Genomic DNA, 18606 nt, shown 5'->3' with positions numbered 1-18606 from the left:
GGCTGCAGGTTAAGGGTTAAATCAGGGCAGGCTCCGGGTCATCCAGGACCGTCAGAACGGCAGAATGGACGCATGAAGACACTCCTGAACATCATCTGGCTGGTTTTCGGCGGTTTCTGGCTGGCCCTCGGCTACTTTGCGGCCGGCATCATCTGCTGCCTGCTCATCGTGACCATCCCCTGGGGCATTGCCTCCTTCCGGATCGCGTCCTACACCCTGTGGCCATTTGGGCGGATGGTGGTGGACAGGCCGGGCGGGAACGGAGTCTTCTCGCTGCTTGGCAACGTGATCTGGCTGCTGGTGGCCGGTATCTGGATCGCGGTCGGGCACGTGGTCACGGCTGTCGCCATGGCCATGACCGTCATCGGTATTCCGCTGGCCATCGCCAACCTGAAGCTCATCCCGGTGTCCCTGATGCCGCTGGGCAAGCAGATCGTACCCACCGACAGGCCGTTCATTACCGCCTACCGCTGAGTGAGTTCGCCCTGCAGGTTCCGCCGGGCGGCTTCCAGCCACAGTTCCCGGGCCCGCTCTGTGTGGAAGAGCGGGTCGAGTGCCAGCAAATGACGCACGACGGCGGCCCGTCCGGCCGCGAAGTCGGCGTCGCCGATGTGCGCATAATCTTCCCGGACGGCCGCCACGTAGCGGGCATAGGGCTCCGGTTCCCCGCCCAGAACCGACAGGTCGGCGTCGCAGAGGAGGGCGCCGTCGTCGTCCCCTGCCTCCGGCCGGTGATCGGAGGTGAGCCGGACCAGCCGCGCCACCTCCCCGACGTCGGCGTCCGGAAGGCCGGCCTGGCTGAGCCGGAGTTCGGCGAGCCTGGCGGATTCCTCCTCGTCCTCGCCCGCGATCCCCTGATAAACCGCATCGTGGAACCACGCCGCCAGCACCACGGTCCGCGGCGGCCGGACAGGTTCGGTGAGCAGGTCCAGAGCCTCCAGCACGGCCAGCAGATGGGTGCAGCCATGGTATTTGCGGTGGCTCTCGCTCCAGCGGTCCAGCAGGTCCAGGAACAGGGCGTCGTGGCCCGGCATCACCGCGTTCCAGCGGTTGAACAGCGGGGTCTTGAGGGACTTCGTCCGGCTGCGGGCCGGAATCCGGAGCCCGCTGGCGATGAGTTTCCGGACCAGGATCCGTGCCTCCACCGGAATGGCCCCGGCCGCAACCAGATCGTCATAGCGTCGCTGGGGCACGTCGTAGTGGTCGCCGTCGAAGGCCCGCTCGGGGATGCCCGCGGCTGCAGCGAAGGCGTGCAGCTCGTCCAGGGAGGTGTCCGAAATCAGGTGCGAAAACAGGGTTTCGTGGGCAGGCCAGAGCGGCGGATCGAGGTAGACGGCCATGGGGGAGAGTCTAGCTCTGTGACCCCTAAAACTGGGGCCGACCTAAGAATTCCCAAGCTTTTTACAAGTTGCTCAACTGACCATGTTTCGAGGGGGAGTGCACGCAAGTTGCCAGGACCGCAGCAGCACGCGCTTCAAATTCTCGTATCCAGCCGGGACGGTTGCTCGGGACGGGCATAGGCAAACAACTTCAAAAAGTGGTGAGGCTAGTGACCAACCCTATGCATGTCGACGTGGGCTATACATCTTTTCACATAGGCGGGCGCGGCAGAGATCGCAAATCTTCCTGGCTTGGAGTAGCACTGCTGGCAGCCATGCTGCTTGCGCTGGGTGTTCTGGTGGCGCCGTCCAAGGCGACGGCTGCGCCGGGCGATGTTGGGGTTGAGGGGCCGTCGCATGTTGGGACCGGTACACCGACGGGTACCAAGCGGCAGGAGAGCGCGTTGTGGTTCAACGACGGGACCTGGTGGGGAAACCTGTGGGACACCGCCACCTCGGATTTCCACATCTTCCGGTTCAATGCGGCCACCAGTACCTGGGTCAACACGGGTGTGGCCACGGAGACGAGGGCGAACACCCACCATGACGTGCTGTGGGACGGGACCACGCTGTTTGTGGCAAGCTACCGGTTCGTCAACGACGGCCTCCCCGCTGAGCCGAACTTCCCGACAACCATTCGGCGTTACCGCTACACCTCGAGCACGAAGACGTACACGCTGCTGACGACCGAGAACATCAACAACCAGAGAACTGAAACCCTGTCCATCGACAAGGATTCAACTGGCCGGGTCTGGGCCACATGGCAGCAGGGGAACCGGATCTTTATGAACGTCACGGGCACGGGTGGCACAGGCTGGTTGACTCCGTTCGCGCTTCCCTCGGCGTTGGCCAACGTATCGGTTGATGACAATTCGGCCGTGATCGCATTCGGTGCTCCCGGCAGCCGCAAGATAGGCGTGATGTGGAGCCGGCAGGTCGGCGACGCCACCGACGGCATGTACTGGAGCTTCCACAACGACGGAGCGGCGGACACTACCTGGAGCACTCCGGTGGCGGCGGTGTCGGGCCAGCGCACCGGTGACGACCACATGAACCTGAAGTGGCTGGACTCCTCGAACAGTGGCAAGGTGTTTGCCGCCGTGAAGACCTCGTTCACGTCGTCGACCCAGCCGCTGATCCAGTTGCTGGAACTGAATGGCACCGCCTGGACGGCGCACACCATCGCCACAGTGTCCGAGTGCCCCAACCGGGTGATCATCCTTATTGATGAGAGCGCGCAGAAGCTGCGTACCTTCGCCACCTATCCAAAGCCGAGTGGTACGACCAACGCCGGTGTCTGCACCAGCTCAGGCGGCGCGATCTATGAAAAATCGGTACCGCTGAGCAACATCAACTTCACTGGTGTGGCTAAGACTGTTCGCATCGTCGACGCCGACCAGTACGTCCACAACGTAACTTCGACGAAGCAGAACCTCAACAGCACGGCTGGGCGCACGGCCAACAGTGGCCTGCTGTTACTCGCCGATGTGAACGCCACGAGCCGGTACTGGCACTACTACGACTCTACCGGGGGCGGCACAGCGGATACGACGGCTCCGGAGACGACAATCACGTCGCCCCCTCCAGCATCGACGTCGACCAGTGCCTCGTTCACATTCACCTCGAGTGAAGCCAATTCGACGTTCCAGTGCAGCCTGGATGGTGCGGCGCGCGCCGCATGCACCTCACCCCGGTCGTACACCGCGTTGGCGGCCGGATCGCACACATTCTCTGTTTGGGCCACTGACCCGTCCGGCAACACCGATGCGACAGCGGCGGCGCAGAGCTGGAGCGTCGGCGCCGGCGGCGGTGATACGACGGCTCCGGAGACGACGATCACGTCGCCACCTCCAGCATCGACGTCGACCAGCGCCTCGTTCACATTCACCTCCAGTGAAGCCAACTCGACGTTCCAGTGCAGCCTGGATGGTGCGGCGCGCGCTGCGTGCACCTCACCCCGGTCGTACACCGCGTTGGCGGCCGGATCGCACACATTCTCTGTCTGGGCCACTGACCCGGCCGGCAACACCGATGGGACACCGGCGACGCAGACCTGGAGCATTAGTACCGGCGGCGGCACGACACCGCAGACCGTCACGCTGACGGCCACCGCTGACAGCTACGTGACCAGCGCGTCGCCCGCGACGAACTTCGGCACGAGCACCCTGCTGGGCGTGGACAACAGCCCGGTGGAGGTCACCTACCTGAAGTTCGACCTGACCCCATATGCCGGAAGGACGGTCCAGAGTGCCACCCTGCAGCTGCGCAGTGCCGGGAGCGGGTCTACGGGTACGCAGAACGTGAGAGTGGCCACGGGCAACTGGGACGAAACGACAATTACGTCCAGCGGTACCCGTCCGACGCTCGGCACCACCCCTATCGGCACGCTCGGTCCGACAACGACCAACACGAACTACAGCATTACCTTGACACCCGGCGCCGTGGCCGGCGGCCTCGGACAACAGTTCTCTGTTGGCCTGAACTCCAGCAGCAGCGACGGCCTGGACCTCAACTCAAGGGAGGTCAGCAGCACTGCGGCACCCAAGCTGGTGCTCACGCTGGGTTAGCAGGAACGGTGCCGGCACACGGCCGGCACCGTCCACACCAGCAACAACATCCAACCGATACCACCAGAGGGGACACCATGCGCACCTTGCGGACCAAGGCAGTGCACTTCGATATCCATGGCCGCGTCACGATCCGCGTCGACGCAAAGGCACCGGCAGCAACGCAACTCCAAACAATGTTGGCGTGTTTCGCCACAAACACCGAACGGCCCGGCGACATCGTCGTCGATGACCGGCCGGAGCCGATGCCCGATGCGGGTCTGCTCGAGCACGAGCTCGCGTACACGGAGACCAGCGTGCGCTTCCAGGACGACCACGTCCAGGTCGTGAGGGACGCAGACCAATGGCGCATTCACGGGCCGGGCGAGCTGCTGACCACAGTGGTCCCGGTTCTGGATGCCGCCATGGTCGGCCGCGGGGCGGCCATGATCCACGCGGCCACGATGGCCTACCGGGGCCACGCGATCGCGCTTCCTGCCGCCGGCGGGACCGGTAAGACGAGCACCGTGGCCAAACTGATGCGCCGCGAGGGGTGGTCCTTCATGGGTGATGACTGGGCTTTCCTCGCCGAGGACGCCACCATGCTGGGCTATGCCAAACCGATGTTCATCAAGCCGCACCACAGGGGCATCTACCCGCACCTGTTCGAAGGTGTCCGGAAACCCCTCATCCCGTCCCGGCTCTCGAAGAGCGTCGGCCGTCTCACCACGGTGGTCCACCCATACGTCATCCGGTATCCGCAGCTTGCGGACTTCGCCCGGCGCTGGTCCCCGGAACACCGCATGGTTGATCCGGGGACCGCCTTCCCGGGGCGGGAGGTGACGAAAACGGCCCCGCTCGCGGCCGCCATCTACGTTGAGCGCTTCGAAGGCGCCAGGTCCCGGATCGTCGAGCGGTCGAGTGACTGGATGGTCGACCGCATGCTCGGCAACTTCCACATTGAGATGGCGGGCTTCTCGCAGCAGGTGGTGACAGGACTGGCGGCAACGTCGGTCGTTCCGTGGCGCGAGCACTTCGCAGCCAAGGGGCTCGTGCTGAGCAAGGCGCTCGACGGGAGGCCCTGCCACCTGCTGCAGGTGCCTTCGGCGTACTCGGCTGACGAGGCGTCGGACGACATCGTCCAACATCTCGAGCAGCTGCTGCCCTCCGTTCTCGACGAGCAGGCCTAGGGAGGACGCAGTGGGTCACAGCACTGCCGACGTCACCGCCGTCGTTCCGGCCCGCAACGCGGAGCTTATGCTCCCGCGCTGCCTGGAGGCCCTGCGCGAATCCGGTGTAGCCGAGATCATTGTGGTGGACGGGTGCTCCACCGACCGCACGGTCGCCCTCGCCGAGGCCGCCGGCGCCCGGATCCTGAGTGACGAGGGCCGCGGCCTGCCGTGGGCCCGAACGCTCGGTGTGCGGAACAGCAGCACCCGCTGGGTCCTGCTCGTCGACACCGACGTGGTGTTCGGACCCGGTGGCGTCGCGGACCTGCTCACTGAGCTGGTCGAAGGCGGCTATGACGCCCTACAGGCCGGCCTGGAAAGTGTCGGCGGGCCGGGCTATTGGGGCCAGGCGCTGGCACACCACCACCGCACCGGCCGCAGCCGCAACTGGTTCGGACTTGTGGCGACTGTCGTGGACCGCGAGCTGATGCTCAACGTGGGCTTCGACGACTCATTCAAATCGGGAGAGGACATCGAGCTGCGCTGGCGGATGCGCCAGTCAGGGATGCGCACAGCGGTTTCACGCCGGGTCGTCGTCGAACACCGGTTCGCCGCAGACGACTTTGATTTCGCCCTCGACCAGTTCCTCATGGACGGAACCGGACTGGGACGGATGATCCGCAAGCACGGGTGGCGCGGCGCAAGGCTGGCTCTGCTGCCCGCCGCCGCGGCAGTCCGGGGCAGTGCCTTGAGCCTCGCCGCCGGACAGCCCAAATGGCTGCGCTACTACGCTGCCTTCTGCTGGTGCAACTACGTGGGACTGGCGAGAGGTCTCTCGTCGTGAAGGCCAAGGCGGGGGACGCCGTCACGGATGGCACGCCCGTCCGGCACTCCGCCCTGCGCAGCTCGCTGGGACTCGTCGCGGGCAAGGCCGCGCAGACGGGCGCGGGCTTCGCCTTCTGGATCGTGGCCGCACGCGCGACGTCCGACCGCGAAGTCGGGCTCACTACCGCCGCGGTTTCGGCCGTGATGATCTGCACGCAGCTCGCGGTGCTGGGTGCCGGGTCGGCCGTGATCGTCGCGATAGGCAAGGGGGAGGTCCCGGCGCGGGTGCTGGACGCTGCATTCGCCATGGTGGGGGCAGCCGGCACGGTTCTATCCATCGGCTACCTCGCACTGCAGTCGGTGGTGGCGCCGGATACGGCATCCGTATCGGTGCTGTTCTGGCTCACCTTCCTCGTGGCTGCCGTCACTGGCACCCTGGTCATTGTGCTGGACCAGGCACTCGTAGCGTTGGGGCGCGGTGCCAGCGCCACCTCACGGTACATTCTGGGTGGCGTGGTCTCACTCGCCGCCGCCGGGGCCGTCGCCCTGTGGGCGCACGGTGCCCCCGACGACGTGCTGCTGGCCTGCTGGACCCTCGGTTCGGCTGTGGCGTGCATCGTCGGGGCGGTCCAGCTGCGGAAGCTTATCGGCTACCGGCCGCGGCCTTCCCTGCGCCTGGCACGGGGCCGCCCGCTGCTGGCGCTGGGCCTTCCGAACCAGCTCCTCACGCTCACCGAGCGTACTCCGGGACTGGTGCTGCCCCTCTTGCTGGCTCACACGGTGGCTCCGGAGGCTGCAGCCTACTGGTACCCGGCGTGGATGATGGCATGGGCCGCCTACCAGGCTCCGACGCTGATGGGCATCGTCCAGTTCTCGGAGGGTGTCCGCGACTCGGACCGTCTGGTACCCACCACCTGGGCGAGCCTCCGCTGGTCGCTCGCCGTCGGCGGCCTGGGCGCCGCCGTCCTAATCCTCCTCGCCGACCCGCTGCTGAGCCTGCTGGGGGAGCGGTACGCAGAGTCCTCCGCAGGAGCCCTGCGGTGGTTGGCGGCCGGACTTGTGCCGTACGCGATATTGCAGGCCTACAACGCAGTGTGCCGTGCCCGCGGCCGCTACACGGAGGCAATCGTGGTCGGGGTGACGCTCGGAGTCGCGCTCTGCGCTTCAGCGCTGTCGGCCGCTGACAGGGGAGCAACAGACATGGCCCTTGCCTGGCTGTTGGTGCTCTCCATCGGGGCCGTCGTCGTCGGCCTCCGGCTAATCGCCGTACTTCGGCGGGTCACTCACGGGGCGCGATGGAGCGCCCGTCACTCAGGAGGACAGCTATGACCGACACGCTAATAGCGACCAGCCGCACCATAGGACGCTGGAAGGCCCGTGACGTGTGGTGCGCCGTGGCGGGCATCGTGTCCCTGGCACTTGCCGTGGGGGCAGCCTCCACGGTGTCCGTGCCCGTGGACAGCGACATGGGGCTCGTCGCCGTGTTGCCCTACCCGTTCTGGGCGGGCGTCCTGATTCTGAATGTTGCCTTCGTCGTCGCGCTGCGGGGGGATGCCGAGGGCCCGGCGCGCCGCCCCGTCATGATCGGGCTCATCGCGGTGCTCGTGCTTATGCTCTTCGGCGCCGCGGCCTTCGCGACGGACGTACCGCGGGGTGAGATCGCCTTCCGCCACCTTGGCATCGCGGACGCCCTCTCGAGCACGCACGGGATCGACCCGAGCATCGACGGGTACTTCAACTGGCCGGGCTTCTTCGCCCTGCTGGCGACGGTGCTGCAGGCGACTGGCCTCGACCCTGTGTCCCTTGCGCTGTGGGCACCGGTGTTCAACATGGGTCTGTGGCTGGTTGCCCTTGCGGTGGTGACGGGGTACCTGACGCATGATCCGCGGCGGCGCTGGCTCGCGCTCTGGCTTTTCTGCCTGGGTAACTGGCAGGACCAGGATTACCTGTCTCCGCAGGCCTTCGCTTTCTTCCTGCACCTCGTCGTGATTGCGCTGCTCCTCGGCCCGTTGGCCGCGCGGGCACCAGCGTTCCGCGGCTTCAGGCCGGCGGACCTGGCAGCGTGGTGGCGGGCACGGACGCCCGCCGAGCCGCGGACCGGTTACCGGGTGGGCGCCCTCGTGACAGTTCTCCTGCTCATCGTGGTCATCAGCGCCAGCCATCAGCTGACGCCGTTCATGGTGCTCATCGCCATCACCGCCCTCACCCTGAGCGGACGGGTGTTGCCCAGCAGGCTGCCGCTGATCGCCGTAGTCGTGCTGACGCTCTGGCTTGCCTATCCCGCGAGCGCTTACCTCTCCGGGCATCCGCCGCTGGCGGACGCAGGACTGGAGGCCGCGACAGAGGCGAACGTCCTCGACCGCGTGCGCGGGGCCGACGGACACGTGCTGGTGGTCCAGATCCGGGCAATGCTCACGATTGTGCTTTGGGGGCTGGCCGCTGCCGGGGCCGTGCGCGACTGGCGCCGGGGACGTCTCGACATCCGGGTTGTACTCCTGGCAGTCACCCCGCTGCTGCTTTTCCCCGCGCAGGTGTACGGCGGCGAGATGCTCATCCGCGTCTCGCTGTTCGCACTGCCCTTCATCGCCCTGCAGGCGGGCTCAATCTTGCTTCCCGCGGAGGGCGGCAAACCCACCCTTGACGGCAGCAAACATAGCCAGGGCGGCAGCAAACGCCGCTCCTACCTTGCCGCGGGCGGCCTTGTGCTGGCCTGCACCCTGCTGGCCGTGATGACCGTGACGGGCCGGTTCGGCAACGCGCGGTATGACGTTTTCACCGACGACGAGCTGGCCGCCGTCGCGGCAGTGCAGCGTCTGGCACCCACCGGCTCGGCGCTCATTTCCGCCGCCCACCCGACTCCTTGGCGCAGCCAGGGCTACCTCGACCACCGGTACCGGACAATGGATGACCTGTGCCGGGCCGATTTGTCGACGGCGAAGTGCGGCCCGGTTGTCTACGACTATGCCCGGCATAGTCCTGGCGGCGCCGTCGTCCTGTTCACGCGCTCGTCGGAGGCCAGCCTCGTGCTCCAGGGCTTCACCAGCGAGGCCGGCTTCAATGAGCTCGAAGAGTGGCTGAGCACCCACCCTGGCGTGGAGCTTGCGTACAGCAACGCCGACGCCCGCGCTTACCGGGTGACGCCATGAACCGCATCAGCCGGCCCACCATGGCCCTCGGTATCTCAGCCGTCGTGCTGTCGCTCGTGACCCTCCTGGGGTTGCCGACACCGCTGCAGGCGGTGGCGGCGGCAGCCATCCTTATCCTGCTCCCCGGGCACGCATTGGCCCGGCTCACGCAGGTGTCCGACGTCGCGCTCCGTGTGCTGCTCGTCCTGGCTCTCGGCCTCGCCGTGCTCACGGCGGTGTCCATGGCGATGTTCTACCTCGCTGTGTGGTCGTGGCAGGCGTGCGTCGTCGCGATGGGTGTGATCACGGTTCTCGCGTGCCTGGCACGCGCACGGCAGGAGGTGTTGTCATGATTATCGACCTGATAGGGCTGTTTGCAGCTGCCGCGCTGCTGGTCACCCTCGTCGCGCTCGAGGTCAGGCATGTCGGGCCGAACACCGGGCAGCCCAGCCGCCACAGGATCCTCAGCCCAACGATGACCATTAGGGTGGTCGCCATCCTGGGCGCGATGTACCTGTTGCTTTTCCTGCCACGGGTGCTGGGACTGCTCGCGTGAGCCGGGCGGCCCGGTGGCGGCTGCTCAGCGACCTTCACCTGAATGTGTCCGACGACGACCCCCGCCACCCGGGAAGAGTGCTGGCCGAGTTCCTGCGCCGCGAGGTGCTGGCAGACTCCGATCCCGGGCAGCACGTCGTCTTTGTCGGTGACACGTTCGAGCTGGTCGGGCTCGCCGAGGAGGAAAGCGTGGCCCGGCTCGAGTCGATCCTCGCCCGCTATCCGGACGCCCACAGGGCTCTCGCGGCGTGTGCGGCGCGCGGGGTGCAGCTGCACTTCGTGTGCGGCAACCACGACGTGGAGCTTGCCCGGCCCTCCGTAGCCGCCCGCCTGTCGGCTCTGCTGTCACCAGCGGAGCCGGCACGGGTGCAGGTGTACCCGTGGTTCCTGCACGTGCCCCGCGTGCTCGTGGCAGAGCACGGGCACCAGCACCACGCGCTGCACAGGCTGCCCGAGGTGCTCCGCTCGGCGGTCAACGGCACCGATGAGCTGCACCTGCCGCCGCTCGCCGCCTGGCATGCCCATCCCTCCGGTTCACGCCTGAGCCGTGCCGGGGCCGTTGCCCGGGCCTGCCTGGCATCCGAACGGGCGGAACGCCGCGTCCGGGACGTCGCGTACGGAGAGCTGCTGCAGGCAGAGTCACTGCGGCTCGAGCTCGACGGACTGGCCGTTCGGGACCTGGCGCGCCTTTCCCGGTTCCGGACGGTATCGGCACTCCCGGTCGCCGCGACCCGCATGGTGCTCGCGGCCGCCGGACGCAGCATCGCCAGCGAGGAGGCTCCTGCTGCGGCGGGCCGGTTCGCACGGACCCTCGAGACGCACGGGTACGGGGTGGCCTGGTACGTCTCGGCCCACACCCACCGGGCACTCGAGTCGGCGCTCGAGGGCTGCCCCGCCACCCGGTACATCAACACCGGAACGTGGAGTTCAGACGTCCGCGGCAGCGGCCCTGACCAGTCGGACCGCCGCACCTTCCCGTATGCCCAGGTCGACGTCGCCAACGACGGCACCACCAGCGGCGGGCTGCGGTACTGGAGTCCCGACAGCTCCTGATTGGACGGATTCACCAGAAGTGCCCGTGTGCCTGCCCGGCGCACGGGCACTTCTGCGTTCCCACCGGACACTTCTGCGTTCCCACCGGGCGCTAGAACGACGGCGGGTGGCCCCGCAGGTGCCACGCAGGCAGGTCCCGGCCGGGGAGCCAAGGTTTGGATGTCAGGGTTCAGATGCCAGGGTTCAGATGCCAGGGCTATTCGATCCCGGCCGGCTGGCTTGCTGCCGCTGCCGGAAGCTGGAGCCTGTTCGGCGGCAACGGCCGCTTCATCAGCATCCCCAGGCGCCAGATGGCTATCACCGCTGCGCAGGCCTGGGCCCCCGACCAGAGCGCTGACACGCCGAGAAGCCCGAATCCGCTGGCGGCAAGCGGAGCCGGCGCCACGGCCAAAACGGCCGCGAACACAGCGACAGCCGTGGCCTCGGCCAGGCGTCCCTGTGCCCGGCACAGGCCGAAGTAGACCTGGGTCACGCAGCCCAGCAGGAGCGCCGGCACCAGGACCGGAAGCAGGCTGGCGGTCTCTGCGTATTCAGAGTCGAGGAACCCCAGAAAGTAGGGCCCCACCATGAGCAGCATCGCTCCGGCGAAGAACGTGAGGGTGAGGCTGGCCTTGAGCGCGGAGGACACCAGCCCAAGCCTCGACCGGCCCCCGGCCAGCGCGGTCTGCAGGGAGAGTCCGGATGACTGGGGAAAGAAGAAGACCGCCGATGCCATCATCCATGCCATGTACCAGGGCGCGGTTGCCGCCGGTCCGAGGGTAGCAGCCACCACCAGCGGAAGGAGATAGCCGGGGGCGCGGTCGGCGAGCATCAGGGCGTGGTTGGGCAAGCCGGGCTTCAGCAGCCGGAGGGCGCGGCCCGGTTTGAGCCCGTGCTTCCAGTCCGGTGCGGCACCGGCGCGGCTGAGCTGGCGCAGCCCGAGGATCACGCTCACCAGCGCGCCGGCAGCCACCGCTGCGACCACCACGGCCACGTCCCGCACCCCGACGGCCAAAGCAAATGCCAGGACGCTGAGCTGTACCACGCTCTGGGCGAGACTCCTGAGCAGGGCCCGGTCGGAGCGTTTTTGCGCAACGCCCACATGGTCCAGCTGATAGGCGACGACGGCAAACACCGCTGTTGCGAGGAACATCCCGGTCAGGACAGGGTCATGCCAGGCTGTGCCCACGCCTGATCCCAACGCAAAGGTCACACCGGCCACTGCACCGGCCAGGACGAGTGCCGCCACTGCTACAGCGACGAGGCTGCTGGCAATGAGGCGCCGCCCGCCGTCGCTCTGCTCCGGAAGCAGGGTGAGCGTGGCCTGGCCGATGCCCAGCATCCCAAGCTGCACGCTGAGAAGAGCTGCGGCCACTACGGCAGAGCCCATGCCGAGCTGCGCCGGCGGCAGCATGATCGCCGCGAGGGCCCAGAACAGGAATCCGGTGGCCACCGGCGCGAGCCTGGCGGCGCTCAGCCACGCCGCATTGCCGCCGACGGAGTGCCCGGTGGCAGGCGGACGCAGCAGCTCACCGAAGATAGACCTGTAGTTGTACACCAGGAAGCAGACCCAGTACGCCAAAAAGCGGGGCGCATGCAGCAGCGACAGACCGGCGCCGCGGATGGTGGCCAGAAACGGCAGCACCATGAGCCAGCCGTCGCGGAGTGGGTGCTTGCGGACGGTGCGGGCCAGCCCTGCGCCGTCCTGGAGCCACTGGTTCCGGGCGGCGTCAAACGTGTCCCTGAACCGGTGCCGCACGGCAGTAATGCTGGATACACCGAGCCGATAGCCCGCTTCTTCGAGCCTGATCCTGAGCTCGACGTCCTCGCCGGAACGGAAGGTGTCATCGAACGCTACGGACAGCAGGACTTTCCGGCGCATCAGGGTGGCGCATACCCCGAACCAGGTGCGGACCCGGCTGTGGTTATGGTGCCAGGCCAGTGCGGAACCCCAGTAACCGGGACCGTCAGCTTCGCTCTCCAGCCCGAACTGCAGGCCGTCATAGCCGCAGGCCTTGAACTCGTCGAGGAGCCCGCCCAGCGAACCTGGCGGCAGCACGACGTCGGCATCGATCAGCGCAACGATGTCCGAGCAGGCGTTCTGCACTCCGAGCATCCGCGCTGCAGGCAGTCCCATGCCTTCGTCCGAGATGACGCGGGCGCCCATGGACTGCGCGATCTTCACCGTATTGTCCGTGGAGCAGCCGTCCACCACGATGATCTCCCGCGGTTTTTCGGCGCGGATGGATGCCAAGCAGTCGCCCAGCCAGCGTTCTGCATTCCGCACGGGAACCACCACGGAAACTTCCAGATCGCTCACGTGGGCGCCCATATCACTCCTCGAGCTTGGAGCTGATCAGCCCTGCGACGTAGTCGGACGTGCGGTCGGCAGACCAGGAAGCGGGGATCCGGAGCAGGGAACACGGAACGCCGTCCAGGGCCCGGCGCACAACCGCTGCCTTCTGGCTGAAGAATTCCTCCAGCGGAACCAGTCCGGTTGCGCCGAGGGCCTCGATCAGCCGCCGTGACACCACCGGGAGCTCCGAATGGAAGTTCCCGACAATGCGGGAGGTCATCCATTCCTGGCTGCGCGTCTCCAGGCGGGCTTCGGAACCGTCATAGCGTTCGAGGAATATGGCCAGCCGGGTTAGCGCCGCCGAGGAGATGCCGTCCTGGCCGAAGACCAGTTCGGGATGGACCATGCGGTGCTCCGGTGACCACCGGCGGGTGAAGGCAGCGGTTTTCGGATAGCGGACAATCACCGGATGGACGGCCGTTGCAAGGTGGGCCACAGTATTTGTGAGCCAGCCCGGGGCCAGGGGTTTGCGGGCACCGCTGAACACCTCAGGGTAGATCCTGCGGTGGTGGGGCTTGAGGAACATGGGTTTCGCGTAGCCCATCAGCATGCCGTCGCCGTCCAGGAATGCCCAGTCGTCGGCCATGAACCGCACGCCTGGCATGGCCACGAGTTTGGCCACCGTGCTGGTCTTGCCCACCCCGCCCCATGCTGGGAGGAGGACGCCCGAGCCGCGGAAATCCACCACGGCCGCGTGGATCATGGCGGCGTTCTGCCTGATGCAGAGCCGGTCCAGCAAGGGGATGACGGCGGTCAGCAGCTCGCCGCGCCCCTGGACCGAGTAACCGTCCCGGGTTTCCTGAATCTGGACCCGGTCTGCGGGGATATGGAGCGATTCCGGCGTGAACCGGAAGGCATCCTCCGCGTGCGACTGCTCGGCAACCTCCGCCGTTTCCGCGCTGACATGCAGCCGGAGCGGGGCGCGGGACGGCCCCAGGAATGGAGCGAGCATGTCCCGCAGCTGCGCTTCGCCGGGAGTTCCCGCGTCCACGTCGATGCCCACCAGTCCATGGACGTCGAAGCTGGCGCCCATGGACGGGGCAGGATCCCGCACGAGGTCTTTTTCGGACTGGCTCATGGCCGCTTCCCCTTGAAGGTCCCCGCGGTGCGGGCACGATGATACTGCGGGTACATTCGGATCATTTGACTTCCCTCCAGCTGGCGTGTGGCTCGTGCGGCGCGAGGCCCGCGTCCGCCGGATCGAGGGGAAGCCGGCGTCCCCGGACGTACCCGCAGGTAGTGACGGCCAGGACGGCGACCGTGGCCATGGCGCGGCGGAGACCGGCGGGGTCGGTCCCGCGGATCCTGCCGGCTATGCCCGAGGCCACGGCACGCGGCAGCACGCTGCGGACGTACCTGCGCTCGGGTCCCAGGGCGCGCTTGTGGCCGACGATCTTGCTGACCATGGCTTTGGATATCCCCTCGGACCAGCCGCGCCGCAGCATGTAGCTCAGGGTGCCCCGCTGCTCGGGGACGTAGTGGTGCACCAGGGCGTCCGGTTCGTACACCACACGGCCTCCCGGCGAACCGATGACCGCCCGGATGCAGATCTCCGTTTCCTCGCAGCCCAGGGGCAGCGAGTTCTGGCGGCCAAGGGCAGTGTTGAAGCCTCCCACGACCTGGAGCACCTGTGAACGGAAGGACATGTTGGCGCCGATGACGTTCCGCACCTCGGCCGCCACTTTGGGCATGCCCCGGTGCGTGCAGCCAACGATCCAGTCCATCTCCTCACCGAAAAAGTCGGGCCGGCCGGTTTCCCAATCGGGCAGCACGCGCCCACCAACGGCCAGCACATCGGGGTCGTCGTAAAGGGCTCTCAGCCGCTCCAGCCAGTCCGGGGCGGCCACCGCATCGTCATCGAGGAAGGCAACGACGCCTGCGGTCGCTGCCGCGGCCCCTGTATTCCGGGCTCCGGAAAGGCCTTTGGGGCCGGTGTTCTCCAGGATCACGACGTCATCAACGGTGAAGATGAGCCGCTTGTAGAGGTCCACGTTGTAGTCCACCACAACGATGGTCTGCTGCGGCTGCACGGTTTGGGCGCGGACAGATTCGACGGCGGCCATCAGCCTGTCCCAGCGGTCTTCCGTGTAGGAACAAATCACGACAGAAACGGCTGGCAACCCTTCAGTGTGGTTCACCTTAATCACCCGCTATCAGGCCAAGGACGGTTGCCGGATCCGTCGGAATGTGGGGGAGGGTAATGCTGGGATACCTGTATTTCACCCGTCGTAGCGATTCAGGCCGGGCGCCGGCCGTGGGTGCTTCCCAGCCCACGCATTCACGCGCCAGGGTCCGCAGGACGCGCCAGCCGTCCCGGAAGGTATGAAGATTGGAACTGCCGGAGATCCGGGTGAGCTCGTTGCTGGGAACCTCGGCGATTCGCAGCCCCGCCCTCGACGCGCGGACGATCAGCTCGGTTTCGATCTCGAACCCCTCTGATTCCAGCTCGAGGATCTGCAGGCACTCCCGCCGCATGGCGATGTAGCCGTAGCAGAGATCTGAATAGTTGCTGTGCAGCACCAGATTGGCCAGGCGGGTCAGGGTGCGGTTGCCGGCGCTGCGGAGCAGCGTAATGTCTTCGGACCCCCCGCCGGTGACATACCTTGAGCCCTTGACGAAGTCGAATTCATGCTGGAGAGGCGTGACGAACCAGCCGATCTCCTGCGGATCCATGCTCCCGTCGGCATCCAGCATGACGATGATGTCTCCCGTCGCCGCAGCCAGGCCCGCCCGTACGGCGAAGCCTTTGCCGGCTTGCGGTTCCGAGACCACCACCACGTCCAGGCGCAGGGCCCGCGCGACGTCGACAGTGCTGTCCAGCGAGCGCCCGTCGATAATCACCACTTCGTCCACGTACGAGGGCATACGGCGCAACACCCAGGGAAGGTTCATGGCTTCATTCAGGGTGGGAATCACCACGCTAATTGAGGCCAGCGGAACGGGCGCCGAAGTCGGTGCGTGGACAGTTGAAACGTGTATAGGGATGGTCACTAGCCTCACCACTCATTGGAGTCGTTTGCCTATGCCAGTCCCGAGCAGCCTTCCCGGCTGGATACGAGAATTTGAAGCGCCTGCTGCTGCGGTCCTGGCAACTTGCGTGCACTCCCCCTCGAAACATGTTCAGCCGACCAACTTGTAAAAAGCTTGGGATTTCTTAAACCACCCCAGTTTTAGGGGTCAGGGATTCCTTGGAAACCCCTAGGTCCCGGTGCCACACTTTCCCCATGGCCACCCCAGCGCGCGGACCTCGCCTAAAACATCCCATGCGGCGCTTCGGTGTGATCGCCGCGGTGGCGACGCTCACTGCGTGCGGCTTTATCGCCGGCCCGGTGGCCATGGAAGGGCAGAAGCTGTCTCCGGACCAGGTGCCCGCGCCGGAACCGTCCGGGTCGTCTGCACCGGTGCCCTCGGTTTCACCGTCCAGGGCGGCGGGATCTGCAAGGGGCACCTCGCCGAAACAATCAGCGGCAACGCCCTCTGCCGCCGCGCCCCCTGCCGCGGCGCCGCCCGCAGCCACCCAGTCGGCAGCACCGCGTCCCGCACCCGAACTTCGTGCGCAAGAACAGCCCGCGGCGGAGCAGCCCGCCCGGAAGCGGCAGCAGTCCGACGCTGCGCTGGTGCACAAACTGCCAACAGGTGACCTTCCCGGCTGGAAGCAGGTCTTCCGGGAGCAGTTCGACAAGGGCGACGTGCCGGTCGGGGCCTTTCCGGGCCCGGCTTATTCCGCCAAATGGAGTGCGGGATATAAGGACGGAACGCCGGACACTGCAGGGCAAAAGGGAGCGAAATCGGGCTATTACCCGTCCAAGGTGCTGAGCGTAAAGAACGGCATGCTGGACTGGTACCTCCACTCGGAGGACGGCATCGCCATGGGCGCGGCGCCCAGTCCCAAAATATCGTCCGACAACACTGTCCCGTCCCGGGATCCAAGCCTGCTGCCGCGACACAACAGCCTGTTGTACGGGAGGATTTCGGTGCGGTTCAAGGCCGACGCCCTGCGCGGCTACAAAATTGCCTGGCTCCTGTGGCCGGACAGCGGGGTCTGGCCCCGGGACGGGGAGATAGATTTCCCCGAGGGGGACCTTGCCCGGTCCTTCTACGGTGCTGCGCACTACCGGGGGAATGATCCTTCGGCGTCTGACATGTTCCGGTCAGAGGTTTTCTTCACGGATTGGCATGTTGCCACGATCGAGTGGAGTCCGGGCAAGGTCGAATTCATCCTTGACGGCAAGTCGCTGGGAGCCAGCACCACATTGACGCCCAACACGCCCATGCATTATCTGCTTCAGACGGAGGCGTGCCTTCCCCGCTGTCCCGCCCCACAGACAGCCGGGCACGTATACCTGGACTGGATCGCAGTCTGGAAGCGGGCGTGAGCTCCTGCCGGGCTATTTCCGCCCGATGCTGAAGCTGTCCGTGAAGGTGTACCCGTTCGCCGGGACGAACTTTGCTGAGAGCCGGTCTTTGGTGGCGGTCACATCCAGGGTGCCGAGGGCGGCGTCGCGGTTCTTCCCGGACCAGGCCGCAAAGTAGCCCGCTTCCGGATCCTGGTCGTCGACGTCGTACAGCCCCACTCCGCCGGTTCCGACGGTGACGAAGACGGTTCCCGCGCCCTGCGCCATCGTGCCGCCGGAGCTGGCGAGGCAGCCTGCGGAAAATGTATCCGGCACCAGCAACGGGCACTCCTGGCCGGGGCCCAACTGGTGGCTCCGCTGGTAGATGTGGTCGTGGCCAGACAGCACCAGGTCGGCCTTCTTGTCGATCAGCAGGTTTGTGAGGTCCTGTCCGGCCTGGCAGCTGTATCTGCCCACGCTGAGGCAGGGCGTGTGCATCCCGACGACGGTCCAAGGGATCTGCTTGGACCTCGCGTCATCGAGGGCGGCCGCCGTCCACTGCCAGCGCTCGCTGCCGCTCGCGTAGTCAAGGGTGTTCCCGTCGCGGAACTTGATGCCGGGGGACAGCATGATGAAGCGCACCAGTGGCTTCCGCTCCGGATAGTCCGCGTACCACTGCGTGCCGTACTCACCCTGCATCCCGGAAAGCCTGTTGGGCAGGCAGTTGACGATATTGGCGATGTCTCCGTCGTGGCCGTCGCTCTCGTGGTTTCCCGTGACCACCTCGTAGGGAAAGTCCCCGCCCAGCTTGCCGGTGACCATGTCACAGAATTCCTGCTCGCGGCCTGCCTCGTAGGAGAAGTCCCCAAGGGCCAGGTTGAGTTCAGGACGGAGCCCGCTGACCGTGTCCAGGACTTCCCTCGCTCCGCTGCCCAAACCAATGTCACCCTGGGCGGTGAAGTGGACAGCGCCCGGGACTGGTCTGGCTACGGATGAAGGCGGACGCTGGGTCCCCGGGGGCGGCAGGGGCGTATCCCCTTGGCAACCGGCGAGCAGCAGTGCCATGGCTATAGGGCCGGCGAGGGCAAGGCCGGACCGTCTGCGCTGCTTCGACAGTCCGGTCATGATCCCCAGTATCAGGGAACGGTGCGGTTTCCCGGAACTGTGGAGTATTAGCGGACGCGGCCATGTCACGGAACTGCACCCTGGCCGTTGCGGGCCGAGGCCCGGGAACTGACCCCTCGGGCCCGGTGACAGACTCGTAATCGAAAATGACAAAACTTGT

Annotated in this window: 16 protein-coding genes; 10 read left to right on the top strand and 6 right to left on the bottom strand. The window is 66.6% G+C overall.

Annotated features, from left to right (window positions below):
- Window positions 1-72: 72 nt before the first annotated feature.
- Window positions 73-474 carry a YccF domain-containing protein gene (locus ACFUTU_RS03035; RefSeq protein ID WP_377960499.1) on the top strand — a complete coding sequence of 134 codons (402 nt, stop codon included), beginning with the start codon at window positions 73-75 and terminating at the stop codon, window positions 472-474.
- Here ACFUTU_RS03035 and ACFUTU_RS03030 read toward each other — a convergent pair.
- Window positions 465-1340 (bottom strand): DUF4031 domain-containing protein, encoded by an 876-nt coding sequence (locus ACFUTU_RS03030; protein WP_377960497.1) that lies wholly within the window; start codon window positions 1338-1340, stop codon window positions 465-467. The two genes, ACFUTU_RS03035 and ACFUTU_RS03030, sit on opposite strands and share 10 nt — an antisense overlap.
- Before the next feature lie 209 nt (window positions 1341-1549).
- Here ACFUTU_RS03030 and ACFUTU_RS03025 point away from each other — a divergent pair, with 209 nt between their 5' ends.
- The 8 genes from ACFUTU_RS03025 to ACFUTU_RS02990 all read left to right on the top strand — a co-directional run bounded on the left by ACFUTU_RS03025 (window position 1550) and on the right by ACFUTU_RS02990 (window position 10652).
- Window positions 1550-3946, top strand: a complete 2397-nt coding sequence (locus ACFUTU_RS03025) for a DNRLRE domain-containing protein (protein ID WP_377960495.1) — start codon at window positions 1550-1552, stop codon at window positions 3944-3946.
- A 77-nt stretch (window positions 3947-4023) separates the two neighbouring features.
- The gene (locus tag ACFUTU_RS03020) at window positions 4024-5115 is read left to right on the top strand and encodes a hypothetical protein (RefSeq protein WP_377960493.1); all 1092 of its coding nucleotides are present in this window, start codon (window positions 4024-4026) and stop codon (window positions 5113-5115) included.
- Between the two features lie 10 nt (window positions 5116-5125).
- Window positions 5126-5938: a glycosyltransferase gene (locus ACFUTU_RS03015; RefSeq protein ID WP_377960491.1), complete on the top strand. Its 813-nt coding sequence runs from the start codon at window positions 5126-5128 to the stop codon at window positions 5936-5938.
- Complete coding sequence (locus tag ACFUTU_RS03010) at window positions 5935-7248, top strand: lipopolysaccharide biosynthesis protein (protein ID WP_377960489.1); 1314 nt, start codon at window positions 5935-5937, stop codon at window positions 7246-7248. The genes ACFUTU_RS03015 and ACFUTU_RS03010 overlap by 4 nt, the downstream gene beginning before the upstream one ends.
- Window positions 7245-9065 (top strand): glycosyltransferase, encoded by a 1821-nt coding sequence (locus ACFUTU_RS03005; protein ID WP_377960487.1) that lies wholly within the window; start codon window positions 7245-7247, stop codon window positions 9063-9065. Before ACFUTU_RS03010 ends, ACFUTU_RS03005 begins: the two co-directional genes overlap by 4 nt.
- Window positions 9062-9397, top strand: coding sequence for a hypothetical protein (locus ACFUTU_RS03000; protein WP_377960485.1), 336 nt, complete (start codon window positions 9062-9064; stop codon window positions 9395-9397). The genes ACFUTU_RS03005 and ACFUTU_RS03000 overlap by 4 nt, the downstream gene beginning before the upstream one ends.
- The gene (locus tag ACFUTU_RS02995; protein WP_377960483.1) at window positions 9394-9600 is read left to right on the top strand and encodes a hypothetical protein; all 207 of its coding nucleotides are present in this window, start codon (window positions 9394-9396) and stop codon (window positions 9598-9600) included. Before ACFUTU_RS03000 ends, ACFUTU_RS02995 begins: the two co-directional genes overlap by 4 nt.
- Window positions 9597-10652, top strand: coding sequence for a hypothetical protein (locus tag ACFUTU_RS02990; RefSeq protein ID WP_377960481.1), 1056 nt, complete (start codon window positions 9597-9599; stop codon window positions 10650-10652). Before ACFUTU_RS02995 ends, ACFUTU_RS02990 begins: the two co-directional genes overlap by 4 nt.
- 196 nt (window positions 10653-10848) lie before the next feature.
- On the opposite strand, the gene ACFUTU_RS02985 is transcribed toward ACFUTU_RS02990, so the two are convergent.
- From ACFUTU_RS02985 to ACFUTU_RS02970, 4 genes are all read right to left on the bottom strand, one after another.
- Window positions 10849-12951, bottom strand: a complete 2103-nt coding sequence (locus tag ACFUTU_RS02985) for a glycosyltransferase (protein WP_377960479.1) — start codon at window positions 12949-12951, stop codon at window positions 10849-10851.
- A 13-nt stretch (window positions 12952-12964) separates the two neighbouring features.
- A complete protein-coding gene (locus ACFUTU_RS02980; protein WP_377960477.1) occupies window positions 12965-14065 on the bottom strand; it encodes a hypothetical protein in 1101 nt (366 codons plus the stop codon).
- 61 nt (window positions 14066-14126) lie between these two features.
- Entirely contained in the window at window positions 14127-15125 is a 999-nt protein-coding gene (locus ACFUTU_RS02975; RefSeq protein WP_377960475.1) for a glycosyltransferase, read from the bottom strand.
- A gap of 1 nt (window position 15126) precedes the next feature.
- On the bottom strand, window positions 15127-15978 hold the full coding sequence (locus ACFUTU_RS02970) for a glycosyltransferase family 2 protein (RefSeq protein ID WP_377960473.1): 852 nt from the start codon (window positions 15976-15978) through the stop codon (window positions 15127-15129).
- Between the two features lie 272 nt (window positions 15979-16250).
- Here ACFUTU_RS02970 and ACFUTU_RS02965 point away from each other — a divergent pair, with 272 nt between their 5' ends.
- Window positions 16251-17363: a family 16 glycosylhydrolase gene (locus ACFUTU_RS02965; protein ID WP_377960471.1), complete on the top strand. Its 1113-nt coding sequence runs from the start codon at window positions 16251-16253 to the stop codon at window positions 17361-17363.
- Between the two features lie 12 nt (window positions 17364-17375).
- Here the strand turns inward: ACFUTU_RS02965 and ACFUTU_RS02960 are convergent, their stop codons facing one another.
- Window positions 17376-18446: a metallophosphoesterase gene (locus ACFUTU_RS02960; protein ID WP_377960469.1), complete on the bottom strand. Its 1071-nt coding sequence runs from the start codon at window positions 18444-18446 to the stop codon at window positions 17376-17378.
- Window positions 18447-18606: the final 160 nt, after the last annotated feature.

The sequence above is a fragment of the Arthrobacter sp. NPDC057388 genome, from assembly GCF_042668165.1.
Classification (GTDB): Bacteria; Actinomycetota; Actinomycetes; order Actinomycetales; family Micrococcaceae; genus Arthrobacter.
Note: the sequence above shows the minus strand (reverse complement) of the source record. Positions and strands in the feature narration are given on the sequence as shown.

Excerpts from the sequence above, each read along its gene's own strand:
- ACFUTU_RS03035 (WP_377960499.1), top strand. The coding sequence starts at position 73 with ATGAAGACACTCCTGAACATCATCTGGCTGGTTTTCGGCGGTTTCTGG.
- ACFUTU_RS03030 (WP_377960497.1), bottom strand. The coding sequence starts at position 1,340 with ATGGCCGTCTACCTCGATCCGCCGCTCTGGCCTGCCCACGAAACCCTG.
- ACFUTU_RS03020 (WP_377960493.1), top strand. The coding sequence starts at position 4,024 with ATGCGCACCTTGCGGACCAAGGCAGTGCACTTCGATATCCATGGCCGC.
- ACFUTU_RS03005 (WP_377960487.1), top strand. The coding sequence starts at position 7,245 with ATGACCGACACGCTAATAGCGACCAGCCGCACCATAGGACGCTGGAAG.
- ACFUTU_RS03000 (WP_377960485.1), top strand. The coding sequence starts at position 9,062 with ATGAACCGCATCAGCCGGCCCACCATGGCCCTCGGTATCTCAGCCGTC.
- ACFUTU_RS02995 (WP_377960483.1), top strand. The coding sequence starts at position 9,394 with ATGATTATCGACCTGATAGGGCTGTTTGCAGCTGCCGCGCTGCTGGTC.
- ACFUTU_RS02980 (WP_377960477.1), bottom strand. The coding sequence starts at position 14,065 with ATGAGCCAGTCCGAAAAAGACCTCGTGCGGGATCCTGCCCCGTCCATG.
- ACFUTU_RS02965 (WP_377960471.1), top strand. The coding sequence starts at position 16,251 with ATGCGGCGCTTCGGTGTGATCGCCGCGGTGGCGACGCTCACTGCGTGC.
- ACFUTU_RS02960 (WP_377960469.1), bottom strand. The coding sequence starts at position 18,446 with ATGACCGGACTGTCGAAGCAGCGCAGACGGTCCGGCCTTGCCCTCGCC.